This is a genomic window from Arachidicoccus rhizosphaerae (assembly GCF_900107765.1).
Lineage (GTDB): Bacteria > Bacteroidota > Bacteroidia > Chitinophagales > Chitinophagaceae > Arachidicoccus > Arachidicoccus rhizosphaerae.
This window is the reverse complement of sequence record NZ_FNQY01000002.1, coordinates 92,065-116,050: the sequence shown is the minus strand read 5'-3', so window position 1 is coordinate 116,050 and position 23,986 is coordinate 92,065. Positions and strand designations below refer to the sequence as shown.

The 23,986-nt window shown below is 41.7% G+C and carries 26 protein-coding genes; 16 read left to right on the top strand and 10 right to left on the bottom strand.

Annotation, left to right across the window (positions count from 1 at the left end; genetic code table 11):
• Positions 1 to 4: 4 nt before the first annotated feature.
• The 4 genes from BLU80_RS02705 to BLU80_RS02690 are packed head-to-tail and all read right to left on the bottom strand — an operon-like array spanning position 5 to position 1,255.
• Entirely contained in the window at positions 5 to 358 is a 354-nt protein-coding gene (locus tag BLU80_RS02705) for a hypothetical protein (protein WP_091392988.1), read from the bottom strand.
• Positions 346 to 678, bottom strand: a complete 333-nt coding sequence (locus tag BLU80_RS02700; protein WP_091392986.1) for a hypothetical protein — start codon at positions 676 to 678, stop codon at positions 346 to 348. The genes BLU80_RS02705 and BLU80_RS02700 overlap by 13 nt, the downstream gene beginning before the upstream one ends.
• The gene (locus BLU80_RS02695; RefSeq protein WP_139188066.1) at positions 668 to 988 is read right to left on the bottom strand and encodes a hypothetical protein; all 321 of its coding nucleotides are present in this window, start codon (positions 986 to 988) and stop codon (positions 668 to 670) included. Before BLU80_RS02695 ends, BLU80_RS02700 begins: the two co-directional genes overlap by 11 nt.
• Positions 989 to 1,036: 48 nt before the next feature.
• The gene (locus BLU80_RS02690; RefSeq protein ID WP_091392983.1) at positions 1,037 to 1,255 is read right to left on the bottom strand and encodes a hypothetical protein; all 219 of its coding nucleotides are present in this window, start codon (positions 1,253 to 1,255) and stop codon (positions 1,037 to 1,039) included.
• Between the two features lie 340 nt (positions 1,256 to 1,595).
• Here BLU80_RS02690 and BLU80_RS02680 point away from each other — a divergent pair, with 340 nt between their 5' ends.
• The 6 genes from BLU80_RS02680 (at position 1,596) to BLU80_RS02650 (ending at position 6,063) form a co-directional block, all read left to right on the top strand.
• Complete coding sequence (locus BLU80_RS02680) at positions 1,596 to 2,213, top strand: hypothetical protein (RefSeq protein ID WP_091392979.1); 618 nt, start codon at positions 1,596 to 1,598, stop codon at positions 2,211 to 2,213.
• 308 nt (positions 2,214 to 2,521) lie between these two features.
• On the top strand, positions 2,522 to 2,890 hold the full coding sequence (locus tag BLU80_RS02675) for a hypothetical protein (RefSeq protein ID WP_091392978.1): 369 nt from the start codon (positions 2,522 to 2,524) through the stop codon (positions 2,888 to 2,890).
• Positions 2,891 to 3,013: 123 nt separating this feature from the next.
• Entirely contained in the window at positions 3,014 to 3,589 is a 576-nt protein-coding gene (locus tag BLU80_RS02670) for a hypothetical protein (protein WP_091392976.1), read from the top strand.
• A gap of 30 nt (positions 3,590 to 3,619) precedes the next feature.
• Positions 3,620 to 3,889: a hypothetical protein gene (locus BLU80_RS02665; protein WP_091392974.1), complete on the top strand. Its 270-nt coding sequence runs from the start codon at positions 3,620 to 3,622 to the stop codon at positions 3,887 to 3,889.
• A 959-nt stretch (positions 3,890 to 4,848) separates the two neighbouring features.
• On the top strand, positions 4,849 to 5,568 hold the full coding sequence (locus BLU80_RS02655) for a hypothetical protein (protein WP_091392969.1): 720 nt from the start codon (positions 4,849 to 4,851) through the stop codon (positions 5,566 to 5,568).
• Positions 5,569 to 5,613: 45 nt separating this feature from the next.
• Positions 5,614 to 6,063, top strand: a complete 450-nt coding sequence (locus BLU80_RS02650) for a hypothetical protein (RefSeq protein ID WP_091392967.1) — start codon at positions 5,614 to 5,616, stop codon at positions 6,061 to 6,063.
• A gap of 458 nt (positions 6,064 to 6,521) precedes the next feature.
• On the opposite strand, the gene BLU80_RS02645 is transcribed toward BLU80_RS02650, so the two are convergent.
• The gene (locus tag BLU80_RS02645) at positions 6,522 to 7,655 is read right to left on the bottom strand and encodes an FAD-dependent oxidoreductase (protein WP_091392965.1); all 1,134 of its coding nucleotides are present in this window, start codon (positions 7,653 to 7,655) and stop codon (positions 6,522 to 6,524) included.
• Between the two features lie 173 nt (positions 7,656 to 7,828).
• On the opposite strand from BLU80_RS02645, the gene BLU80_RS02640 reads away from it, so the two are divergent.
• The 4 genes from BLU80_RS02640 to BLU80_RS02625 all read left to right on the top strand — a co-directional run bounded on the left by BLU80_RS02640 (position 7,829) and on the right by BLU80_RS02625 (position 11,519).
• Complete coding sequence (locus BLU80_RS02640; protein WP_091392963.1) at positions 7,829 to 8,800, top strand: helix-turn-helix transcriptional regulator; 972 nt, start codon at positions 7,829 to 7,831, stop codon at positions 8,798 to 8,800.
• Positions 8,801 to 8,865: 65 nt separating this feature from the next.
• Positions 8,866 to 9,411 carry an RNA polymerase sigma factor gene (locus BLU80_RS02635; protein ID WP_091392961.1) on the top strand — a complete coding sequence of 182 codons (546 nt, stop codon included), beginning with the start codon at positions 8,866 to 8,868 and terminating at the stop codon, positions 9,409 to 9,411.
• On the top strand, positions 9,392 to 10,321 hold the full coding sequence (locus BLU80_RS02630) for a hypothetical protein (protein ID WP_091392959.1): 930 nt from the start codon (positions 9,392 to 9,394) through the stop codon (positions 10,319 to 10,321). The genes BLU80_RS02635 and BLU80_RS02630 overlap by 20 nt, the downstream gene beginning before the upstream one ends.
• Positions 10,322 to 10,376: 55 nt before the next feature.
• Positions 10,377 to 11,519 (top strand): hypothetical protein, encoded by a 1,143-nt coding sequence (locus BLU80_RS02625; RefSeq protein WP_091392958.1) that lies wholly within the window; start codon positions 10,377 to 10,379, stop codon positions 11,517 to 11,519.
• A gap of 142 nt (positions 11,520 to 11,661) precedes the next feature.
• Here the strand turns inward: BLU80_RS02625 and BLU80_RS02620 are convergent, their stop codons facing one another.
• From BLU80_RS02620 to BLU80_RS19485, 5 genes are all read right to left on the bottom strand, one after another.
• A complete protein-coding gene (locus tag BLU80_RS02620) occupies positions 11,662 to 14,064 on the bottom strand; it encodes a TonB-dependent receptor (protein ID WP_091392956.1) in 2,403 nt (800 codons plus the stop codon).
• A gap of 96 nt (positions 14,065 to 14,160) precedes the next feature.
• Positions 14,161 to 14,589, bottom strand: coding sequence for a hypothetical protein (locus tag BLU80_RS02615; protein ID WP_091392954.1), 429 nt, complete (start codon positions 14,587 to 14,589; stop codon positions 14,161 to 14,163).
• 195 nt (positions 14,590 to 14,784) lie between these two features.
• Complete coding sequence (locus BLU80_RS02610) at positions 14,785 to 15,648, bottom strand: hypothetical protein (protein ID WP_091392952.1); 864 nt, start codon at positions 15,646 to 15,648, stop codon at positions 14,785 to 14,787.
• Positions 15,649 to 15,801: 153 nt separating this feature from the next.
• Positions 15,802 to 17,124, bottom strand: a complete 1,323-nt coding sequence (locus BLU80_RS02605) for an aspartate kinase (RefSeq protein WP_091393614.1) — start codon at positions 17,122 to 17,124, stop codon at positions 15,802 to 15,804.
• A gap of 85 nt (positions 17,125 to 17,209) precedes the next feature.
• The gene (locus BLU80_RS19485; protein WP_170831119.1) at positions 17,210 to 17,383 is read right to left on the bottom strand and encodes a hypothetical protein; all 174 of its coding nucleotides are present in this window, start codon (positions 17,381 to 17,383) and stop codon (positions 17,210 to 17,212) included.
• 230 nt (positions 17,384 to 17,613) lie between these two features.
• Here BLU80_RS19485 and BLU80_RS02600 point away from each other — a divergent pair, with 230 nt between their 5' ends.
• The 6 genes from BLU80_RS02600 (at position 17,614) to accD (ending at position 23,849) form a co-directional block, all read left to right on the top strand.
• Positions 17,614 to 19,110 (top strand): S10 family peptidase, encoded by a 1,497-nt coding sequence (locus tag BLU80_RS02600; protein ID WP_091392950.1) that lies wholly within the window; start codon positions 17,614 to 17,616, stop codon positions 19,108 to 19,110.
• A gap of 71 nt (positions 19,111 to 19,181) precedes the next feature.
• Complete coding sequence (gene recO, locus BLU80_RS02595) at positions 19,182 to 19,919, top strand: DNA repair protein RecO (RefSeq protein WP_091392948.1); 738 nt, start codon at positions 19,182 to 19,184, stop codon at positions 19,917 to 19,919.
• Positions 19,920 to 19,995: 76 nt separating this feature from the next.
• Positions 19,996 to 20,931 carry a DUF3078 domain-containing protein gene (locus BLU80_RS02590; RefSeq protein WP_091392946.1) on the top strand — a complete coding sequence of 312 codons (936 nt, stop codon included), beginning with the start codon at positions 19,996 to 19,998 and terminating at the stop codon, positions 20,929 to 20,931.
• Between the two features lie 119 nt (positions 20,932 to 21,050).
• The gene (ribD, locus tag BLU80_RS02585) at positions 21,051 to 22,184 is read left to right on the top strand and encodes a bifunctional diaminohydroxyphosphoribosylaminopyrimidine deaminase/5-amino-6-(5-phosphoribosylamino)uracil reductase RibD (RefSeq protein ID WP_244518694.1); all 1,134 of its coding nucleotides are present in this window, start codon (positions 21,051 to 21,053) and stop codon (positions 22,182 to 22,184) included.
• Positions 22,181 to 22,795, top strand: a complete 615-nt coding sequence (locus BLU80_RS02580; protein WP_091392944.1) for an IMPACT family protein — start codon at positions 22,181 to 22,183, stop codon at positions 22,793 to 22,795. The genes ribD and BLU80_RS02580 overlap by 4 nt, the downstream gene beginning before the upstream one ends.
• 133 nt (positions 22,796 to 22,928) lie before the next feature.
• Positions 22,929 to 23,849, top strand: coding sequence for an acetyl-CoA carboxylase, carboxyltransferase subunit beta (accD, locus tag BLU80_RS02575; RefSeq protein ID WP_091392941.1), 921 nt, complete (start codon positions 22,929 to 22,931; stop codon positions 23,847 to 23,849).
• Positions 23,850 to 23,986: the final 137 nt, after the last annotated feature.

Here is a 23,986-nt window from a genome sequence, read left to right as displayed (position 1 = left end):
TTTTTTAGTTGGTTAAAAAAGGCAAAAGTGATTGCGGGACCTCCGGGTGTTCGGTACAAATGAGGTAATACCTTTGTCCGTGGTATTCATCCCAGATTTTCCGATTCAATTCCTCTGCGTGTCTGGTAGTGGCCTTATTGTAAAGACAAGTTGCCCGAATCTCTACAAGCATATTTTTAAGGTCAATCATTCTCTTTTGAGACTTGATATTGGCGATTAACACACTTGTACGGTCGGCTGCTGTGATTTCAGCAGTCCGCTGCATCATTTTAGGATTGTGTCTGGCTTCGATATAAACGATCGCTACAATGATTAAAAGGAGCGCAAACATGCCGTAATTGGATATTATTTGTTCCATTTTGCTATTTCGATTTTAAATGTTTCGGAAAGTTTTTTACTGATTTGATTTTTAAAGTCCTCGGCTTTTTTATCAAGCCACCGGTAGGCTTCAAACTCCATGTCGGAGTAATCCTCCTCCGTGTAAATCGGATATGTGAAAACTTCCTGTACTGGCTTTATAAATACTAAGCCCTGTTTAATCCCTAGGTACTCCATTTCAACCTCCAAGACGGCTTTTTCATTCTCTATTCTTATATCCTGAATCCAGAACACTGGTTTAGCCTCCTCTATGTAAAACTCAATCATCTGCTCAGGGGTGAAAACTGTTTTAGTACGCATTTTTCAGGGTTTCAACGGTTAAAGAAATAATTTCACTGATGGCATCCTCTCTACTCATTTCCTCGAAGATTTCAGAATAAACCCCCAGATCCTCAAAGGAGTATTCTATCTCTTTGTCGAACTCTTCATACTCAGCTTCGTTTTCTAAACCTTGGCGCAGAATACAGTTACCCTGACCGGAGATGCCTACCTTTACACTTTCGTCTCCGATTGTAAAGTAATCGGTTCCTATTGTCCATTTCCCGGATTGCCATGTAATAACACGGTCATTAATGACTATTTCTCGTTTTTTTGCTATCTTTGTTTCCATAAACTTTGTTTTTGTGGGGTATTGTGTTCGTAGCACGTACCCCATTTTTTATAGATTAAGTCCTAATAGCTTGCTTTTATAGAAGAATTTCTTTTTATGGGCGCCGACGATATAAAACCCTTCAAACTTCTTTTCGGAAACTCTTGATCTTAAGGAGCTTAGTTTCATTCCCAATAAGTCGGCGGCTTCCTTTTCGGAGATCATATCCTTTGCTTCTAAAAGCGCTTTCATCTCCCGGATCTCTCTGGCTATTGCTGTACTGGTCATGATGGTAGGTTTTTAAGAATCGTTTTAATAGATGTCTCGTGTCCAGATCCGTAGGCCAAAACCCTGTTCAATACATTTCTGTCCACTCCTAGCATTAAAGCCGCTTCTGTTTGAGTAGAGTACCTGATAACGAATGTTCTTAATTTCGCCAGCTGGGTATCAGTAAGAGGCACGCTCTTTCTTGATTTCTTCGTTTTTGGCTTATTTATTGTTTCTAGCATAATCCTTCGTATTTTTGTATTGCATAGCAAAGATACGGGATATATACCGTAAATTAAAATAAAAATACGGTATATTTTCACAACAACGTTGCAACTATTTATAACTAATTGATTTAAAGATGAATAACATTGAAATTAACAAGCTTGAGGACTTAAGGGATAGGGTTCTAAAGCTCAGCATAGCCGGTATCAATACCGATGTTAAGATGTCGGAGGTTCTCAATGTTCCCAAAACTGAAATTTGGGATGCAGCAGTGGCAATCCAAAAGGAAAAAGATTGGTATATTTTAGATTCAACTTTTGGCGGAAAAATTATATCACTGAAACCGGACAGGGAAGATGTTCAATCGTTTTTAGATAATGGCGGATTTTCTGAACAAGAATATAGTAAGAAAATTGAGCAGGAAGAGTTGATGTCGATATTGAGTAAAATGCAAGACAATAACGATAGGATATCCGTATCTGTTGCAGATATGAGATACCCATATTTTAGGTTGCGAAAAATAATAAAATTATTAAAAGGAAACGACCTTATTAAGCCCATTACGCTTAATAAGGTTAGCGAAATTTATGAGATATCCGACAAGGGGCATATTGCGCTTAACAACAATAGTTTTTCATCCAATCAAATAAATATAGACATGAGCAGACATAACAAGTTTGAAGGCCCTACTATATATACAGAGGGCGACGTTAAAGGAGATATTAACCAGGATAATTCTAAAAAAAACGATTAGATAAGCCTAAATCTTTTTGGGGGAAGTTATGGGATCACGAACTTACAAAATGGGTATTAGGGATTCTCTCGCTTTTAATCGTAGCGTACATAACAAAAAAAATGGGATGGATCTAATATTTTGGAGGCAGAAAGTGGTGCAATAAATATAGGATGGTTGTTAGGATAACAATAAATACCGAGGCTGTATACCACCCCATCCAAAACGCTTCTGATTTACTAAGTGTATCATATTTTTTGGAAAACCATTTAATCAATCTGAACATAAAATAAATTTTCAACAAAAATAAGGGATATATCCCGTAAAAAATGGAAAATATAAAATCAAGGATTTTAGAGTTTATCGAATCTTTGCCTTATGGTCAAGATAAATTCGAGAAAAAATGCGGCCTATCCAGGGGATATGTCAATAAATTAGGCGACAATATGACCGCCAAAACTCAAGCGAAAATACAAAATGAATTTCCGGAACTCAATATGGATTGGCTTATCAAGGGCGAGGGGGAAATGCTTGAGGGGAAAGAAGCAATAAAGTCAATGGACACCAAAGACGTTGTTATTGGGTTCATTTTAAACGAAATAGCCGAAATAAAATCCTCTATGAAGGGGACTTTTTATTCTGATGAAAAAGAAGCATTATTGAGCCGTATTGCGCAGATAGACAATATGAAGAAATAGATCTTTTCTTTTTATTTACTTTCTTTATGGATTTTGGTTTAACATTCTTTTTACTCATAGCTAATCTATTTAGCTAACAAACCTAAAATAAATATTAAACAAAAACAAAAAACTTTTTGCACAATGAGAAAAATATTATTCTTTTTATTTCTTATTCCATTAATTGTTAATGCGCAAAAAAGCCCATATCAGTATTTTGAAATTAGGGATAATGTGTCATTGTTTGAGGCGGTTTATAGCGCTCCCGGCAACTCGGCAAATGATTTATCAAAGCGCCTGTTTGATATCTGTAATGGGATGTCGTCTGTGAAAGATGTAAAGAATTCAGACGGGATTATAACCGGGTTGATAACTCACATGTATTTTCCATACAAGAAATACGGACTAGGGGGTATGAATATGAATGCAGCCCTTAAATTCCCAATGAAGTTTAATTTTAAAATTAATACTAAGCAGGATAAGTATAAGGTGACTATAACTGGATTGTATTTTGACATGCAGGATTTTAAAGACGCAATGTCCGGCACTCCTGGTATATTGGCCGCCGCAACATCAAGCGACTTTACACTAGATGATTTATTATGTCGAAACAGGAAGATGGATTATAGAACATCCGGTAAGGCAATTAGAGAGAATACCTCTCTTGAAAAATTCCTGTATGAAACCTTTAAATTAAAAAAGAATGATGACACCTGGTAAATAGTTTTCTAACAACTTAAAACTTAAATTATGGGAATGTTTAAAGCAAAAATTACAGGTTTAGGAGACCTTGAAAAGGCTATAGAAAAAGCGAAATCCGAAATGAAGAACTCGGCAAAAGAGAAAGCAATAGGGATTTATGATAAAATATTGGACAAATACCCGGGCGTCAAAGAAAAGTATAATGTGAGATATGAATTTAGTCCAAACGGCGAACTTCCCGGGAAATTAGTGTCAGATCCGATGCCCGACGATCTGAAAAAACAAATAGAAGAAGACATAAATAACTATAAAGAATAGTCCTTCCCGCCTCGCCTTACGACTCAAATTGTTAAATTATAACGGAGATATTGATTCAATCCGGGTCACTTCACAAAGGCTTTAATTTCAACAAGTTAAAGCCTTTTTCTCTTTTCAATCTCTGGCATTTCTAGTATTCGATAACAAAAAAAATGAAATGCTATGTTACAACTTCAAAACAATTGCCGAATCGTTAATATTTCAGTTCATCCAAGAAACTGGCAAAGCGATAAAGCTAAAATCAATTTTGAATGGCGGATTGTTTATTGGTTCTATTGAGGATACACTAAAGAAAAAAAATCAGAGAGTCATCAAAGGAATGAATCGTTATGCCACCCTCAATGAAAGAGAGGTTATAAATCTTGTTTCAGCGAAAGACTGACCTTTTGCCCCCGTGAAACGAAACATAGAATATACCGACATTCGAAAAAAGGTTTAATAAGGACAGTTAGAAGTGGGCAGTTGGCCGGCCTTACTACTTTCTTGTCTGTACACTGGCTTTCTATATTGCAGTTCTGGAGATTTAATGTAAAACAACAGCCTATTGTTTCACCAGAACACAGCAAGTTAGGTTGTGAGGCACTTGAAATATGTTCTGTGCATCAAAACTGCTTACCATTTGCAGAGAAATAAAGACACCCTCCAAAGTCCATTGTAGAGTTATTGCTGCTACATTAAACCTTACTTTTCTTCCATTTCTCTATTTTCTTGATAAGCATTTCAAGAAGCGTATAGAGGAATTTGGTCGACTGGAAAATGATACCGGATTTGTACTTCGTCACTCAACTGTCAAGACACATGGTTGGTAAAACTAGCGAAATTTGCAGGCACGCAAACACTAACCATTACAAAATACAAGAAGTCCGTTTCATGATGTATATCAAGAAAGAAAACCCAGGTATCTAAATATAGAGCATTTGTGTATCTTTATTATGAATAAATGAGTTAACGATCATTTTATGACGACAGAGAATCATAACATAAAAACGAACATCAAAATCGGACAACAGATTTTTGAGAACCTACCCCACGACATTAAACCAGGTTGGGCCGGACTTATTCTATCCTGTTTTAACCATTACATAAAAGACATTCCAGCCTCAATTCTTGAACTTTATCAAATTATTGAAAACAAAGACCGTTGGAAGGAAGCACACGTACAGTTTACTAGAATTAGAGTATATGGACTTGACAACAAAAACTACAAGCCTGAAAATTATTTAAGACTTGCGGAGCTTGTTGCTAAAGTAACTTACAATGCTTCTGGACAAGTAGACCCATTTGACTATGATAGCGGACACTACATAGCAAGTTTAGCGCTTAAAGCGACAGAATATTTTGATGACAGCAGACTTGAAGAAGAAGTAGAATCTGTCATTCTTTTATTTAGTCGCAACAAGCGATTAAAAGACAATTTAGAGGACACCAAAGACGTTTTACTATACAAAAAAATTGACGATATACTTTGGTATGACTGGGATCCAATTGGCATCAACGATATTGCTCCAAGAGACGAATATCGAAGTTACGTTCCTGAAATTTTTAGCCTTATAAAAGCGAAAGCCGGCAAACAGGAAATTGCAAATAGGCTTCATAAATTTGAAACAGAAAATATGGCAATGAGTGGTTCAATTGAAAATTGTTTGACTATTGCAAAGAAAATAATATGCACACAATGACAGAGAGAAAAAGTAAATTACACATCACTTAAAGAATATATTCCAATGAAAGTTAATTTTGACATAAAAGACAATCACGCCATAGAAATCGCAGGACTGCATCTTGACCTACATAATGATTTTGACTTCATTGGTTTTGAATACAATGTTCCTAACAGAGAAATAAAATTATATTGGAAAAAGTCAAGTAGAGAACATATTAACAAAAATGATTTTTCAAGCTTAATTTTAATACATAAAACTGTGACATTTTTTAAAGTTTTTGAGCAAGACGAAAGAAGTCATTATAACGATGATACTTGTTTAGCAGAAATTACATTTTTCCCTTCAACAGCAAGAGAAATAAATAACAGTATTGCGCCACAATCCAAACCGAATGATGGAGACGACATTCTCTATTTTTTTGAAAATGGACAATTAATAAGAATTAACTGTGAACAAATTGAATTGAATATAAACCTCGACGAACAATTATGGTTGACAACCGTTAGATGAGATGCTTCTATGCTTGTATAATTACCCAAGTAGGATACTTCTATTGTTTTTTTTAGCCTAGGTGTCGCAATTGCGCCAAGCATCAAAATGTTACAGGTAAACCTATAGTGGTAGCATCGGTATCCAATGAATAATTCAAAAATGACTTTTGTCCTATCCTCGGATTCCAAATTCTTGTAAAAAGAGTTCGACTTTTGTATCAGTAGATTCACTACAAAAGCTTTATCCCCATTGGTTTTAAGAATTTTTCTCATCTTAAGTCACATGACGAAAATAGAAAAGCGATAAAAGCAATTTCAATATCGAATGAAGTTTCAATTCCTTACCTCCTTATTCATTCATTTGAATTAATAATCTCAATTATGCTCATGAATATTGTTTTCTCATTTCTTTCGCCTTGTTGTATCCCATTAAATTACTGGCACTCATCCACGATTATAGGGGTCAGCAAAACGCTATTAAAACAATAAATCCCTAAAATCAAATTCAGGGTTTCGCATTTCTAATTCGTTTTCTCTGGATTCCCGGATGGCCTCTCTGGCATATTGCAGCATTTTTTCTTCATAATCAGAGATGGCTGCCTCCAGTGACCTATACTCAGGGTTTAATAAATTCTCAGAAAGAATCATGGCATCCATAAGACCGGTATTCACACCCATTCCTGCAAAAGGCGGCATCAGATGGGCAGTGTCTCCAATTAGAGTGACCGGTAACGGTCTATTTATTTTCCAGGGTTTTTCTAAAGGCAATACCCTGGTGGGCAGGCCCACAAAATTGAAAGTTTTCCGAATAAGATTATGGAATATTTCAGACCAACCTTCAAGGCTGTTGATGATAAAATCCGAGACAGCCTTCGTATTTGCAAAATCAAGACCCTTGCCGGCTTGCCAACTGGCAGGTGGTTGAAAAATGAACCCATAGGTCAGGCTTTTATTATTCAGTGGATTTACGACCAGCAACTGACCATCTTTAGCGACCATCAGGCGGTGCCCGTCACATAGCTGATAAAATGAAGGTAAATTAGTTGCAGGGCTGCAAATATCTCCTTGTATGATAAAACTGCCCGTTTCAAGGACAGCTTCATCCGTCACCAGACTCCGGATCTTACTACTTCCGCCACCTGCAATGATAATTAAATCAGCCTCGGTGGTATGACCGTTACTAAAGGCCAGCCTCCACTGTCCCTGGTATTCATCTGCAGCTATCACCTTATGATTCCATCTTACCGTACCGGGCTGCAGGCTCTCTAAAAGCATCGTCCGCAAGATATTTCTGTTGATTTCAGGATTATCTTTATAATGCTCAGGACTGATACTTTTGGTGGCAATGATATCACCTTGGAAGCCTGCAAATTTAACGCCCATCGGTCGCGCAAGTTGATAATAATGTTCCAGCAGCCCAGCTGCCGCCAGAGCCTTCTGGCCCGAATCCAGGTGCAGATCCAGTGTTCCTCCCCAGATCCTGGCGTCCGCATCCAAGTCCCGCTCGTATACGTTTACCTGAAGGCCGCCGTTTTGTAATAACCGTGCCATGGTAAGTCCTACAGGCCCCGCTCCCACAATGGCGATTTGTTTATTTTCTAGTAATAACATAGTAGCTATTTTAAAATTATAGCACAAAGGTATTCCCACTTTTAAGAACAAAATAGCTATATTTGGTTAATTAATAGTCCTAAAAGACAATTTTCAATCCACCAATGCCCGGCCGTGGATAGCTATCAGCAGAATCAATGAATAAAAAATCCGGCCGGGAATAAACACTCAAAATGGTCCACTTAAACAATAAAAGTCCAAATATCCCTGAAGTACTGCGCCGGTTAGCCGCCCAAATGAATTCCCAGGTCATTGATAACAGGTTAAATATACCTGAAGCATACGGCCAGGGATTTTGTACAGGATATAACTGGGACTCCCACCTAAGGATGCTGATCCTCAATTACAGTCTGAAGCGTGATATGCTTATTGAAAACGCCGACATTGACATTTCGGGTAAAATGCTACTATTTAAGTTGCAACAGGTATTTCCACCCCCTGGTTCCACCCCTGACCTTTCCAGTCATTTTACGCCTCCTTCTTTTCTTATTGCGACCAGAAAAGTAGCGACAGACGTTTTCTTACCTGTTCACACCCATACCGGAACCATCAACATTGAAATAGACACCGCGTATCTTTCTGACCGACTGAAATCCTCCGGGCATTCAAGGATTATACAGCGTCTGCTGGAAAATGAAGAGCCATTAATCTTTGAGGAAATGATTTTTCCGGAACTATTACCCGTGATTAAAGAAGTGACAGATCATCAGCACTCAGATCCGTTTCGTAGCTATTTTATGCAGCTCAAAGCTGAGGAATTAGTATGCCGCCTGCTTAGTGTTCTTGAAAACAGAACGGCTGCTGAACTGCAGCGTCTTCATCAGTCTGACATCCAGATAATATATCAGATCAGGCATCAATTAACCCTGCATCTTGACCAGCCGCCGAATCTCTCGGAACTGGCCATAAACGCCGGCATGAGCGTATCCAAACTAAAATCATTGTTCAGACAAATTTTTGGTAAGCCTATATACGCTTATTACAATACGCTAAGAATCCAGGAAGCAGCCCGTCTGCTGCGCGCCAGGCGCCTTTCCGTCTCTGAAGTAGGATATGCTCTTGGCTTCAGTAATTTAAGCCATTTTTCCAGACTCTTCGAACAGCATATCGGACTTAAACCAAAAAAATATGCCATGCAGCAATAATTTTTTTAATCGCAGGCAACCTTTTATTTGATTTCAGCATTTTATCTATTGTAAACACACAACGCTTGGAAGCAACTACCATTATTCAGGAATGTAAAAACAATCAGCCATGGGCTCAGAAAGCCCTGTTTGAAAGGTTTGCTCCTGTCATGATGAATGTCTGCAGGCGATATATCGGCAATCATCACGACTCCGAAGAAGTGATGCTTTCAGGTTTTATGCAGTTTTTTGAAAAAATAAAGCTTTTTGAATATCGGGGAGAAGGCAGCATTCAAGCCTATCTGGGACGCATTATGGTCAACCAGTCTCTGATGTTTTTAAGAAAGCATCAGACCATGGTTTATGCAGATCTTCAGGAAAACTTCATCAGTGAATCTCAGGACGCGCTAGATGAATTATCCGCCCAGGAAATCATGCGACTGATAACAGCACTTCCCACCGGATACAGGGTCGTGTTCAATCTCTTTGTTATTGAAGGGCTGTCGCATCAGCAGATTGCTGAACTGCTTCAGATAAAAGAAGGGACTTCAAAATCCCAGTTAAGCAAGGCCAGGCGCCTCTTGCAACAAATGATCACTAAAATGGAAAATCATGGCATTCAGACAAAATAGTAATCACCAGGCGAATGATTGGTCAGAAAAGGATCAAAAGATCCGCCGTAAAATGGCAGAATTATCAGATCCTGACTATAACAGCAAAGGAGGTTGGGATAAACTCTCAAAAAGACTTCCAGGAGAAATAGTAACAGTCGAAAATGACAAGGATAGCCCTAGTAAGGACATCGTCTCTTCAAAACGCAATAAACAGTCCTTATTGCCTGTCTGGAAAATGGCAGCTGCAGCCGTAGTACTGTTAGCGGCAGGCTTTCTTGCCGGCAGGTTAACGACTGAGTTTTCCGGGCAGCATCTTCAAAATTCTCCCCGGCTAACCATGCAGTCGCAACCTAAAGGTACAGCTCAGACACCGTCCGTCCATAAAACCAGGCCTATGGCAGGATCTGCCAATTTGCCACAAAGTTTAACCGCATCTGCTTCCAATAGGGCAAGGCTAACAAGTGCGGCCACACAGGCAGCATCATTCAAGGCCCTGGTCAAAAGCAAAAAAACAAAAATGAAAGAAAATAAAGCCCCGGCATCAAAACAGATAAACGATCAAGGGCTCCTCGCTTTAACAAAAGTGCGAAAAGAAAACACAGGGCAGATTCCGGTTAATGCTAACAGCAGCTCACCCGCCGCCAACCAGCCCTTACAACTAAACACAACCCCTGAAATGAACAACAGGAAAAACCCTATTGCATTTACTAGCTTAAATGAAGCTGATCACCATAAAAAACAAGAGCCGCAACCCAAACCATTGCCTGTGATCAGTATTGCAGAAATCAATATGAATGCTCCGGACCTGGCCCTTCCTGGTAAGCCGTACCCTATGGGATCTGCTAAAAAAAGTCAGTCCAATATGTACCAGGTAATCAGCGGTCATCAGGGCGCTTCTGGAAGTTCCCCTGTGAGTATCCGCTTTTAAACGGCTTTTATAAAAGTTAAGTACCCATCAAATTTCAACACCAAACTCAAAGACAATGAAAAGTGTTCCATTATTTATCACCTGCCTGCTTTTGATGTCCTGCTCCCAACTTCAGGCCCAATACTTCGATCCCCACACAGACCTTTTAACAGGCAGACAGCCCTTAGCTCTCCCCCATAAGGCGATAGAGAAGGAAGGTTATACACTGGACCTGGGACATGGCAATCAGCTCTTTATTCCCAGGATGGACAGCTACCCCGGCTCAAAATCCGGGCTGAAAATACTGGGGCCTACCCGGCCATTATTTGAACAGGTGGAAAAAGCATACGAGGCACTAAAAGACTCTTTAAACAATCCTCTGACCATAAAAAAGATCCAGTATCTGGACTTTAACGGCAACATCAAAATCCTGGTCCACCAGAAGCCTGCTTCCGGAGAACAGACCTATTACAGAATGGATGGTCAGACCTCGCTGGTTAAACCCGACATGGACACCATCACTATTGCAAAGGTTGATTCTACCAGTAAAGACTTCAAAGCCGCAGTGTTGATTTTCAAACTAAACTCAGTCAGTGATTTAAATAAAATAGTTTCAGCCGACCTGGTAGACAGGTTCATTGACAGCATCGATGCCGCCATCCCTGAAAAAGTAGCCAATCATCTCAGATGGCGCTATAATGTCTATGGACATTACCGTCTGGACGATGCACAACATTTCTCTGGTCACCTTAAAACAATGCCTAATGCAACCAGCTCCATTACTCTTGGATTATCTGCCGACATCCAGAATATCAAAAACAGTTTTGTGCCTTCTGCTTCTGCCGGTCTTTCAATATATTTTCACTACCGCAATCAAGCCAACAGCTATAACGGCCTCGGGTTATACTGGACTCCATATTTTTTCTTTGATAAAGACGCAGATGGCAAAACAAATACCTACCGGAATGACTTTTTATTTGCCACCTACATTGCGGTAACGGATAAAAAAGCAATCAATCCTACATTTGATTTTTATCTACCTGTTTCGCTTGGCTATCTGATACACAGAAAGGGCAACTTTCTGGAGAAAAACAGCTTTGGTTTTAATATGTTTGGTGTAAAATACGGCAATGCCACCCTTAAACCATTTATTTATTTCCACAACTTATTAAAAGGGGTGACTCCCAGTATTCAGCTGAGCATCGGCATCGGAAAATAAGCTGATGCAGGGTTCATCTGCATTATTTCCCCTGATTAGAAAGGAGCAGCTTTTACCAAACTACGATAAAAAAAGGGATGAATAAATCGCCGGTCGACCATTTATTCATCCCTTTTTAATAACTACTTGCACCTAGGTTATATCAAAACCGGTAATTGATGCTAAACTTAAAGTTTCTGGGCGGTTCTGACTGCCAGGAATAGACATTTTTATCAACGCCGCCAACTTCCCAAAATCCAACATCACCGGAATAAAGGTATTTATCCAGGATATTATATACGTTCAACGTAAAGCCCAGATTACCCAGGTCATAGTTGATGCCGCCATCCAGCCTAAAATAATCCGGTAAGCTTTCCGTATCCGCATCACTGGTCCAGGTCCAGGAAGTCCGGTCTGCCTGATAACTAAACCCACCGGAAAAGCCCAGACCTTTCAATACGCCATTTTTTACTTTGTAAGTCAACCAGGTATTGATATTGTGTTTAGCAAATCCAGGTACTTTATCACCTACGCTAAGTCCGGCACCTTCACTGGTCTTAGTCACCTTAGAGTCTGTATAAGCATAATTGACAACAGCAGATAATCCTGGCAATAATTCTCCTTTCGCATCAAACTCCACACCCTGAGATAAGGTCTTGCCGATGGCCACCATATACACGCCAGTGGGATCGGTAGGATCACTGGCCGTAACGTGGTCCCTGCTGGTTCTATACACAGAAACCGAGGTAACAAACTTATCACTCGCCCAGTTTTTCTTAAGACCAAATTCCGCGTCGCTTGCCAGAATCGGAGGGACGCCTGCGCCGGTGCGCAGCTGACCGCTTTGCGGCATGAATGACTGATCAAATAAGGCATAGGCACTAAAATCATCTGTAAACGAGTATCCCAGGCCAATGCGGGGTGTAAACCTGTTTTTGGTTAAAAAGTCGCCGTAATTATTAATGGCTGCATGTGTATAGCGTCCTGCCAGCGTAAGCCTTAAGGTGTTATTGAAAAAGCCCAGTTCATCCTGTACATACAAACCGGTATAGGACTCATTATACACACTACCGATACTTCTTTGTTCTAAAGGTGTTGTATAATCAAAGCTGGCATAACCATTCACAGGCGGCTGATAGTCGGTCGAATGAACATCAAATAAATGATCCCCGTCATCCAGATCATGATACTGATTCCAGTCAGCCATATATTCCTTGTCCGTTAAGTCCAGACCGATTAACACGCGGTGATGCACCTGTCCGGTCTGTACATCCCCGTTAAAATAAGCCTGTCCGTATTTATTGATACTCTTGGCATCCCAGATGCCCACCTGACGCAGTAAATCTCCATTTTCATTGATAGAAGCGGGCCATAGGTTCGCTCCTTTTTGTCTGAAATAGAAATATCCGGTCTGCGCCGTAAATTTCCAGTCCACATTTAATTGTCTTTGAAAATTAAGCGTTAGGCTCTGATCATTAATGCTGGTTGGGTCCAGGCCCGGATCAGAGGTTGTAAAATCTCTGGGTAAGGTACCGAATCCATCTAAGGAGAAAGCATAATCAGCTCCCAGGTCAGACATTTTGGCTTTTTGATAAAGATACTCTGCTGTCAGACTTGTCTTGTCATCAATTTTATAAGTAATGACAGGCGCCACCACATATCTGTCATTGTATTCATATTTGCGGAAGGAATTCTTGTTTTGCCCGACCAGGTTCAAACGGTAAAGTAAGCTCCCGCTCTTATTTAATTTTCCATCCAGGTCAAGACCGGCTCTGTAGAAATCATAACTGCCATATACCAGATTGGCAGACCCGTTAAAATCTTTGCCGGTCGGTTTTTTAGTCACCACATTATAAGTTCCTCCAGGATCCCCTACCGACATTAAAAATCCGGCCGGGCCTTTTACAAACTCGATACGGTCAACAATACCCATGTCTTCACTAAGCGGGCCCCAGTCCCCTGTAATATTCATACCGTTTCTTAAGGCGGTGGCACGCCAGCCTCTGGTATTAATACGGGTATATAAATCCGCAAAATGTTCTATTCTGGTCATTCCGCTCACATTCTTATACACCCCATCTGCCATATTCGTCAGTATCTGATTATTGAGTAATTCAGAGGAGATAACCTGAATATTCTGGGGGGCTTCTATAATCGGCTCACTGATCCTCAGGGCTGAAGATGTGCTGCGCTGCCTGGATAACGTACTTACGGTTACCTGTTGTAACTGTTCAGAGGTCTCATCCATTGCAAAATCAACAATACTGGTCTTACCCTTCGTAATGGTTACAGTAATCGCTTGTGCTTTAATACCGACGGCACTGGCTTTAACCGTCCAGGCACCCACCTGCACACTGCGCAAACTGTAATTACCATTTTCATCCGTCATCGTCCCTTTATGCAAGGCTTCTATAGTCACAGAAATATAAGCCGCCGGCTGACCATCTTTTGTAATGACATGGCCTTTCAGGGAACCTACCGGAGTCTCCTCAAAGGCAAAGACAGATGCTGAAAAAAACAAAAAAAGGGTGGCCGTAACAATCCTGGAGCAATTGATTAGCTTCATACGTTGAATAATTTTGGCTGCAAAATTCCTACATAAGAAAGCAAATCTGTTACGAATTCGGGAAACTCTTCAGGCTAAAGCAAGGATTTCTTACAGTTACCGCGCTGTATCCAGCAGCTGTTTCAATTTTTCAAACCACCACTTATTTCTGATGATTAGCCCCATACTTCCGTAAATAATCAGATAAATCTGTTGATGGTTCGTAAGCGTAATGCGAATAGGGGCCCAAAAAAAACCAAAGTTTTTGGTGAGTCTGGCGGGATATAGCTCATCATAACCCATAAAAATGGTCGCCATCTGATCAAAAGTGATTTGCGCCTCCGGCTGACCTGCTTTATTTTGCAGGATAATACCTTCTTCGGTCAACAGCAGACTGCCTTTATGCAACAGCAACTGAAAAACACCGGAAGTCAGCATCAGTAGATCATTTTTCTGATCCCGCCCGGCCAGTTCAAAATCATACACCCATCTAACAGGTTGCTGGCGGTTCACCCAGGAAATATTTGAATTGTCTGATCCTCCCATATTAAATGCACTTAGGATTAAAAAGAGTCGAGTGCGACTATACCCGTCCTAACAAATATAAGCTTTTCAGGTGTTAAGGGAACGGATAAATACAAAACCGCCTTGAACCAGCGTTCTTCCTTTACGTCCGCGCCGCTATAAGCATTTGGACAAGGAAAGCAGGTGGAAGGCGGTCAGGCAAATTTTATAAACCCCTTAGTTGCTGTGCTCTTTTTTCAGCGGAATACTGGCACCAATGGAAAGAATCATTTCATCAGTCGCAATAAACTGTTTGGCCCTTCCTTCATAAAGTCTCAGATTATAATACTGGGCTGCCAGTACTTTATCGGTAAATTCCAGATAGGCATACTTAAAGAAGGTCGCTCTGACGCCTGCTTCAAAGCCCAGATCAAATCCACCGAACTGAAATCCCTTTTTATTAGCATGACCATCAATTTCATTTTGTACATGTGGGATAACGATACCTGCCCCACCCTTTACCAATAAGGCCGCATCAAACCATTTTTTACCAAAACTGGTCAGATGTTTTCTATGCACTAAATTGATCAACAGAAAGTTCGCCCCATTGTTCAGCTGGTATTTCATGAAACCGGAACGATTATTAATAAAAGTGTCCACCGGCTGCCCGTTCATCATCCCTTTGGCATGCAATAACTGATTTTCAGCAACCACAAATTTAGTATGGTCAAAATTGGCTTCAATCGCCCAGTTATCTTTGAAAAAGTAGCCCAAACGGTAATTGTACTGCGGGATGGTAAATGCCCGGTTGAAAAGGCCTTCATTCCAGCCAGGGTGATCAGAGGCCAGGGTATTGGACAATACATAATCATTGCCCAGGCCGGGTTGATGAATATGGATATTGCTGGGCAAATACCATTCTTTATTATACCCCCAGGACAGGTATAATTCCCCTTTTTTCCCTACTGAATTCCCCTCGTCTGAGAGATGAAAATTATGTTTGTGCTTTTGTTCCTTTTGATACTGCGCCTGGGTGGTTGTTTGGATTCCCAGTGCGATCACACCACCTAAAATGACTTTAAAAAAGATAGAACGCATCATCTATGCATTAAGTTTTCGAATAAATTAAACCGGACCAATATGGTCCGACCACCATATCGGGCGCGAAGTTAGGATATTCCCATAAAAAAAGCGCCAACATTTAATAATAGATGGCGCTTTTTTACTATAATTAAATTCAATATTTATACAGAATTAATCCAGCCCGAATACCCCCTTATTGATAACCTGCAGCATTTCATTTTTACTGGAGGCCGGCACTAAAAAGGAAATATTATGCCTGCTTCCGCCATAACTGATCATTCTGACGGGGATATGATTAATGGTCTCAAATATATTGAGCAAAACGGCCTTTTCCTCGACAATCGCATTGCCGACAATGGAGACAATCGCCTGGTCTTTATCGATGGACACCGTTCCAAAAGGTTCCAGTTCCTTCACGATGGCTTTCAGATGCTGATCGCTGTCAATGGTCAGCGATACAGCTACCTCAGAGGTCGTGATCATATCAATGGGCGTACGGTATTTCTCAAACACTTCAAATACTTTTCTTAAGAACCCGTAGGCGAGCAGCATACGGCTGCTTTTAATCTTAATGGCGATGATGCCATCTTTGGCCGCAACAGCCTTGGCACCGATACCGTCTTCATTATCCTGAATGGTCGTCCCTTTTGCCTTAGGCGCCATGGTGTTCAGTAACTTGACCGGAACATGCGCCTGCTGCGCCGGCCAGATACAGGTCGGGTGCAGGATTTTGGCGCCAAAATAAGCCAGCTCCGCTGCCTCTTCAAAACTTAAAACTTCAATAGGACGTGTCTTTTTGACGATGCGCGGATCATTATTATGCATACCATCGATATCCGTCCATATTTCACAGACACTGGCCTTGATGGCAGAAGCGATCAAGGAAGCCGTATAATCGCTACCGCCCCGTTTCAAATTATCGACTTCGCCCCTGATGTTCTTACAGATATATCCCTGCGTCACAAACAGATCGACTTTTGAATGCTTTTTAAGGATCTTGGATAAGTCGGTTTTAATCGCCTTCAGATCAGGTTCCTCATTGGCGTCAATGCGCATAAACTCAAGTGCCGGCAACCAAAGATGCGGCACTCCTTGTTCTTCCAGATAAATGGCGAACAGTTTGGTGCTCATCAGTTCACCTTGCGCCAGAATATCTTTATTTAAGGCATCGCTAAAGGATATTTTCAGAATGATATTCAGAAATTCAAAATGCTCCGCAATGGCTGCTTTAGCCTTTTGCTGATAGTCAGCATCTTTTAAAAGCCCCTTTATGAAAGTTTGGTAATGTTTATCCAGGCCATCGATAATCTTTTTGGCAGCTGGCTTATCACCTGCAGAAAGGGCGTCACTAATACTCACCAGTGCGTTGGTCGTACCGCTTAAGGCACTCAGCACTACAATTTTGGGTTCTTTCTGTTCGGTAACGGTAGCGGCCACCTGGTGCATTCTGTCAGGTTGTCCTACACTCGTTCCACCGAATTTCATTACTTTCATCTGAAATTTTATTTTTCTTTTAATGGTCAAATGGAAAAGGGCTAACCACATCCCTATTTCCGGGTTATCAATTTAAGTACCTTTTTCAGGCACGTAAAGATAACTTCCATTTTGATTCTAACCCGATAAAATATAACCTTTTTAAATAACGGCCAATCGTTTGTATCCAGGGCCTGAACCGGTATCTGGCCCCTGAAATTCCTTGCTGCCACCATTCAGAATAACCACCGGCAAAACCAGCGGCTGCCCCCTGCCTCATGCCCGTCCTTCTTTTGTGTTCCTAAGTAATCCATTGGCAAGTCCTCTGCTCATCAAAAAAATCATACCCGGCGTATAGCTAAAATTGTATACCTTCCGTCTTCAATGGCTAAGTTCAGGGGCCTGAGGCTTTGTATGGCGGCCTATTTACATAGTCATTGAACCGTAATAACCGACTTTTTCCAAAAACAGTACAAACAATATCATAAGATTATTTTCAATCCTTTCAATATGTATAAACTTACTACGCTTCTGGCAGGTGCCCTGTTACTGATAACAAGCGTCCGGGCACAGTCTAATATTCCAAAAGACACCGCTGTTCTGACGCACCATCAGGCCACCATCAATGGCCAGAGTTTTACTTACAGTGTATATAAAGGGACGCAGCCTGTCTGGAATAAAGACGGTAAAATAGTGGCTACCTTAAGTTATACTTATTACGAAAGAGAAGGTATTAAAGATAAAAGCAACCGGCCTTTAAGCATATCCTTTAACGGAGGACCGGGCTCTGCCTCTTTATGGATGGAGCTGGGCTATACCGGACCGGTACGGGTCAATCTGGATGAGGAAGGCCGGGCCATTCAGCCTTATGGCCTGAGCCAGAACCCTTACAGCATCTTAGACGCTACTGATATTGTGTATGTAGACCCCGTCAATACAGGCTATTCCAGAATTTTAGATAAAGATGCCAAAGGCAGTGAGTTTTTTGGTGTCAATCAGGATATTGATTACCTGGCCGACTGGATTACCACTTTCTTAACCCGCAACAGCCGTTGGCTTTCCCCTAAATTTCTGATCGGGGAAAGTTATGGGACGACCCGGGTATCCGGTCTTTCAAAAGCGCTGCAGGAACCTTCCAGAGGCGTATTTTTAAACGGCGTCGTACTAGTCTCCCCCACTGAACTGGGTATTGACCGCCAGGGCGCAGTAAGTGAAGCGCTGAATATCCCTTACTATGCTGCCACCGCCTGGTATTTCAAAAAACTACCTGCCGATCTGCAGCAAAAGACCTTAACGGATATGCTACCGGAAGTGGAAGATTTCACCCTAAATAAACTCTTACCTGCCATTGCCAAAGGCAGTTCTATTTCAAATGAGGAAAAACAGACAATAGAGACCCAGCTGGAACGGTACACGGGTATCTCCAAAAAAGTATGGGACCAGAATAATCTGGATGTCCGAACAAGTCTTTTCTGGAAAGAGCTGCTCCGGGATAAAGGTTATACCATTGGCAGACTGGATTCCAGATATCTGGGCATTGATGAGAAAAATGCCGGCGATCGTCCGGACTTTAATGCAGAGATTCCGGCCTGGGCAAGGTCATTCGCACCCGCAGCCAATGATTATATGCGTAATGATCTTAATTTTAAAACAGACGTACCTTACTGGATTTTATCCGATCATGTCTATCCCTGGGATTCTGATCGCAATCAGACAGGCGACCAACTGCGCGAAGCCATGGAGGAAAACCCTTCCTTGCACCTATTCGTACAAAATGGCTATTATGACGGTTCCATCTGTAATTTTTTCAATACCCAATATACCATCTGGCAAATCACCACTACCCCCAGCCTTAAAGCCAGAACCACCTGGAAGGGATACCCCTGTGGTCATATGATTTATATGGATAAAGAAAGTATGATTAAAGGCAATGAGGATATCCGTCAATTTATATTATCCTCCATCCCGGTTAAAAACAAGTCTTCTGATTATCAGGTCAATAAATAACCAAAGGAAAATACCTACTTATATATTCAATTTATATGACATATCAATAAATTGCCTATTTTTGCAGAACAATGACTCATAAAACAAAGGCCGTCGTTCTGAGAACCGTTAAATATGGAGAATCCAGTCTGATTGTGACCATGTTCACAGCACTTTTTGGTTTACAGAGTTATATGGTAAAAGGTGTCAGAACAGCCGGCAAATCAGCCGGTGGCAAAATCAGTTTCTTTCAGCCGGCCGCTATTTTGGAGCTGGAGGCCTACCTGAATCCGCTTAAACACCTGCAGTTCATCAAAGAATACCAATGGGCTTATATCTATAAAAGCCTCTATTATGATGTCTTGAAAAATGCGGTCGCCACCTATTTAATCGAGATGATCGTCCAAACCATTAAGGAAGAGGAATCAGGCACCTCCTTATTTGATACCATTGAGCAAACCCTAGAATATATTGATCAGCACGAGGCAGCGGACATTTTAAATATCCCCTTGATATTCAGCCTGCAATTAGCCTCCCTGCTGGGATTCAGGTTCCATGGCCGATATCAGGCCAGTACGCCCGTGCTGGACTTACAGGAAGGATTATATGTCGCCCGTGCCCCCCAGCACGGCTTCTACCTGGAAGGAGAAGCTGCCGCAATCAACAGTCAGTTAATGCAAATAAAAGACCTGGCGCATGCTAAAGATGTACAAATCAGCAATATAAACCGCCGATCTCTTTTGAAATATTACCAACAGTTCTTTTCTTTGCATCTTGAAAACTATCGGGAAGCAAGAAGCTACCAGATACTCAGGACCGTATTACAATAGCGAAACCCGGCAATCAGCACGCTTTAGCTATTGGTTATTATAAACATTGAATCTTAGAAAAACAAAATCCATACTCATGAAAAAATTATTTATCGGCGCTTTTTTACTGGCTGCTGCAGCGGCACAGGCACAGGATAACGGCAGAACGGATATTAAATCAGATCTGGCTAACAAAATCGATAAAACAGGCAGAACCTTTGATTCTACTAAAAACTGGAATAAAGGCGGTTCTCTGTCCGTCAATGTCGCTCAGACTTCCCTGGGTAACTGGTCCGGCGGTGGTACGGATGCGCTTTCCGCAAACGCATTTGTCAATCTGTACGCCGACTACCTGAAAGGCAAAAACAGTTGGTCCAATAATTTAAATGTACAATATGGTTATTTGAAAACATCGGGATTGGATGGCCGTAAAAGTGCTGACCTGATTGACTTCGTATCCCTCTATGGTCATTCTTTAAATCCAAAACTGGATGTTTCCGCTTTATTTCGGCTGAGAACGCAGGGATTTAAAGGCTATACCTATGGGGAGGATGAAAACGGTAATGAGACCAAGACCTTAAGTTCTAATTTATTTGCACCGGCCTATCTGACCCTGGCTCCGGGTATTACCTATAAACCTTTTAAAAATTTCAATCTGTTTTTATCACCGGTTGCAGCCAGAGCACTGATCGTAGCAGACCACTTCTTATCCGATCAGGGAGCCTTTGGTGTGGATACTGGCAAAACCATGAAATTCCAGTTGGGTTTTTTACTGAACGCGGGTTATACAGCGGACATTACCAAAACCATCTCCTATACGGGTAATCTGGAACTGTACAGCAATTACCTGCAGGACCCGCAAAATATTTATATTTTCATGACCAATACCTTTGCCGCCAAGCTGACGAAGGCCATCGCCGTCACCTGGAATTTCAACCTGGCCTACGATGACCTGTACAGACCTGTAGTAGGGAAAGGACCTAAATTACAGACACAGTCGATCTTAGGAGTGGGTCTGCTTTATAAATTATAAAGCGGCCTCCCAATCAGGCAGACCTGCATTTTTTATACACTAATGGCCCGTTGCCCCAAAAAGACAGCGGGCCATTGGTTTATTGGCAATATCAGCCAACAATTAATACCTTTGCAATTATGACAAAGTTAGCGGACACCTCTGATCATTTGCTTTATATGCAGCGTTGTATTTCGCTGGCTAAAAAGGGCCGCGGGTATGTAGCACCCAATCCTATGGTAGGTGCCGTTTTAGTCCATAATGGCAGAATCCTGTCCGAAGGCTGGCATCAATGTTATGGTCAGGCCCACGCCGAGGTGAATTGTCTGGAAGGCGTAAAAAAAGAGGATCAGCCCTTCATCAGTCAATCAACCCTTTATGTTTCACTGGAGCCCTGTGCACATCATGGCAAGACACCACCCTGTGCGGATCTGATCATCCGACACCGGATTCCCAAAGTCGTGGTGGGATGCGTAGATATCTTCGCCCAGGTAGCTGGTAAAGGCATAGAAAAACTGAAAAATGCCGGCATTGAGGTACTGGTGGACGGCCCCTGGAATCCGGACTGTATCCACCTCAACCGGGCCTTTTTTAATTTTCATGCGAATAAAAGGCCGTATATCATCCTTAAATGGGCCACTACGGCCGACAATTTTATTGCGCCCAACCTGCAGCCAGGCGCCTCAGCGCGTTTGCTGATCTCCGGTGCTACGGCTAACAGGTGGGTCCATAAATGGCGCAGTGAAGCGGCCGCTATTTTAATCGGCAAAAATACCGCCTTAAAAGATGATCCGTTTTTAAACAACCGGCTCTATGCTGGCCCCAGTCCCATTAAAATGGTGCTGGATCCTCATCTTCAGGTTCCCCAGCAGGCAAACCTGTTTAAAGGAACTGAACGGGTTATCGTTTTTAATTTTGTCAAATCGGGTAACCTAGCCCGGTCAGAGGTCCGCTCCGCTCCTATTGAATATGTGCAGCTGGAGCCTGAGAAAAATCTGGCTCATCAAATCACGTCTTATTGTTATAAAGCACAAATACAAAGCCTGTTTATTGAAGGCGGCCAGCGTGTGCTGCAAACATTTTTGGACAGCCGGCTGTGGGATGAGTGCCGGATAATTACAAATACCCGACTGGCGACCGGGCAGGGGCTCCCGGCACCCACCTTCACTGACTATGAACTGCGCCGGGATATTTATCTGGGAGCGGATAAAATAAGCTATTTTGTGCCCGTAAAAACAACAAAGGACAACGTTTATCCATTAGAAGCTTCATGACGACATCCGATACGACATTCTACACTATTGACCAGGAGGCGACTGCAGAATTTAAAGACAGAGGCAGTAAGTTTCTGGCATATGCCTTTCCCGTAAAAAGCCCGGAAGACTTTAAAAACAGACAGGCAGCGCTGAAAAAAGAGCACGGCAAGGCCGTTCACTTTTGCTTTGCCTATAAACTGGGACCGGACAATCTGGTTTTCAGAAGCAGCGATGACGGCGAGCCCGCCGGCAGCGCCGGTAAACCTATTTTAGGCCAGATCACCAGCAAAGGGCTAACGGATGTAGCCATTATCGTGGTACGTTATTTTGGCGGCACCTTACTGGGAGTCCCTGGACTCATCAATGCCTATAAAACCGCGGCTGCCCTTTCGCTGCAAATGGTACCTATCATAAAGAAACAAATACTGGTGGATTGCCAGCTGGATTTTGATTATACCCGTCTGGGAGAAGTCATGCGGTGGATTAAAACCTTTAATGCGGTTATAAAGACGCAGGAATCACAGCTATTTTGTAAAATGGTTATTGCCATTCCAAAAGCGGTTCTGTCAGAGGCTGCCACCGTGTTCGGTTCGCTGCAGGCCGTTGATTTTAAAAAACTGGGTAAATAAATCTACACATTTAGCAGGCCGGCCAAAAATAACAATTGTTCGTAGCTATCCATTAAAACAAATAGCCTTAATTTGCCCAATAAAGGGGGAAACTCCTTAATTTTGTCAGTCTGAAACATATCTAAAAGTAAATATGAGCGAAGAAGAACTGAAATCAGAAAATAGTTATATACCGGAAGACGATAAAAAATCGGAAGGAGAGTCTAAACAACGGTGGTTTCAAAGATTACGCAAAAATATCCAAACGACAACTTCAGAGAAAAAGGAAGTGCCGGAGGGACTTTGGAGCAAATGTCCGGAATGTAACTATATCTGTACCTCCTCAGAACTGGAAGAGAATCTGTTTGTTTGTCCTAAATGCGGCTATCATCACAGAATCGGCAGTGAGGATTATTTCAAGATATTATTTGACAATAAAGAATTTAAAGAACATTTTGCGGGTATAAAAAGTGTGGACTTTTTAGGATTCACAGATTTAAAATCTTATCAGAAACGCCTGGATGATATTTATAGCAAAACCGATTTGAAAGACAGTATGCGGGTAGCCTCCGGTCAACTGAACGGAGCGCCCATTATTATTGCCTGTATGGATTTTGCATTTATCGGCGGCTCTTTAGGCAGTGTCATGGGTGAAAAATTCAGCCGGGCCGTAGACTATGCCATCAATCAGAAAATACCGTTTATGGTCATCAGTAAATCCGGGGGTGCCAGAATGATGGAAAGCGCTTTTTCTCTCATGCAGATGGCAAAGACCAGTGCTAAGCTTTCCCAGTTAAGTGATGCCCAGTTGCCTTATGTCTCCTTACTGACAGACCCGACCTTTGGTGGCGTCTCGGCCAGCTTTGCCATGCTTGGTGATATCAATATTGCTGAACCGGGTGCCCTGATCGGCTTTGCCGGTCCGCGCATTATTAAGGAAACCATCCGTAAAGATCTGCCCAAAGGCTTTCAGCGAAGTGAATTCTTGCTGGATCATGGTTTTTTAGATTTTATTGCGGACAGAATCTCCTTAAAGGACAAACTAAGCATTATGTTGCGTCATTTTAAAGTATAGGCTCAGCCGCCCACTGAATGCAGCACTAACAAGTACAAATTATCAGGTTTTACCAGACATTTTTAAGCCAGATATCTTAAGAACTGTGACCCGACTCAGGCCAGTTGCTCCGGCAAAGGTTCTAAGCAACGTCACAG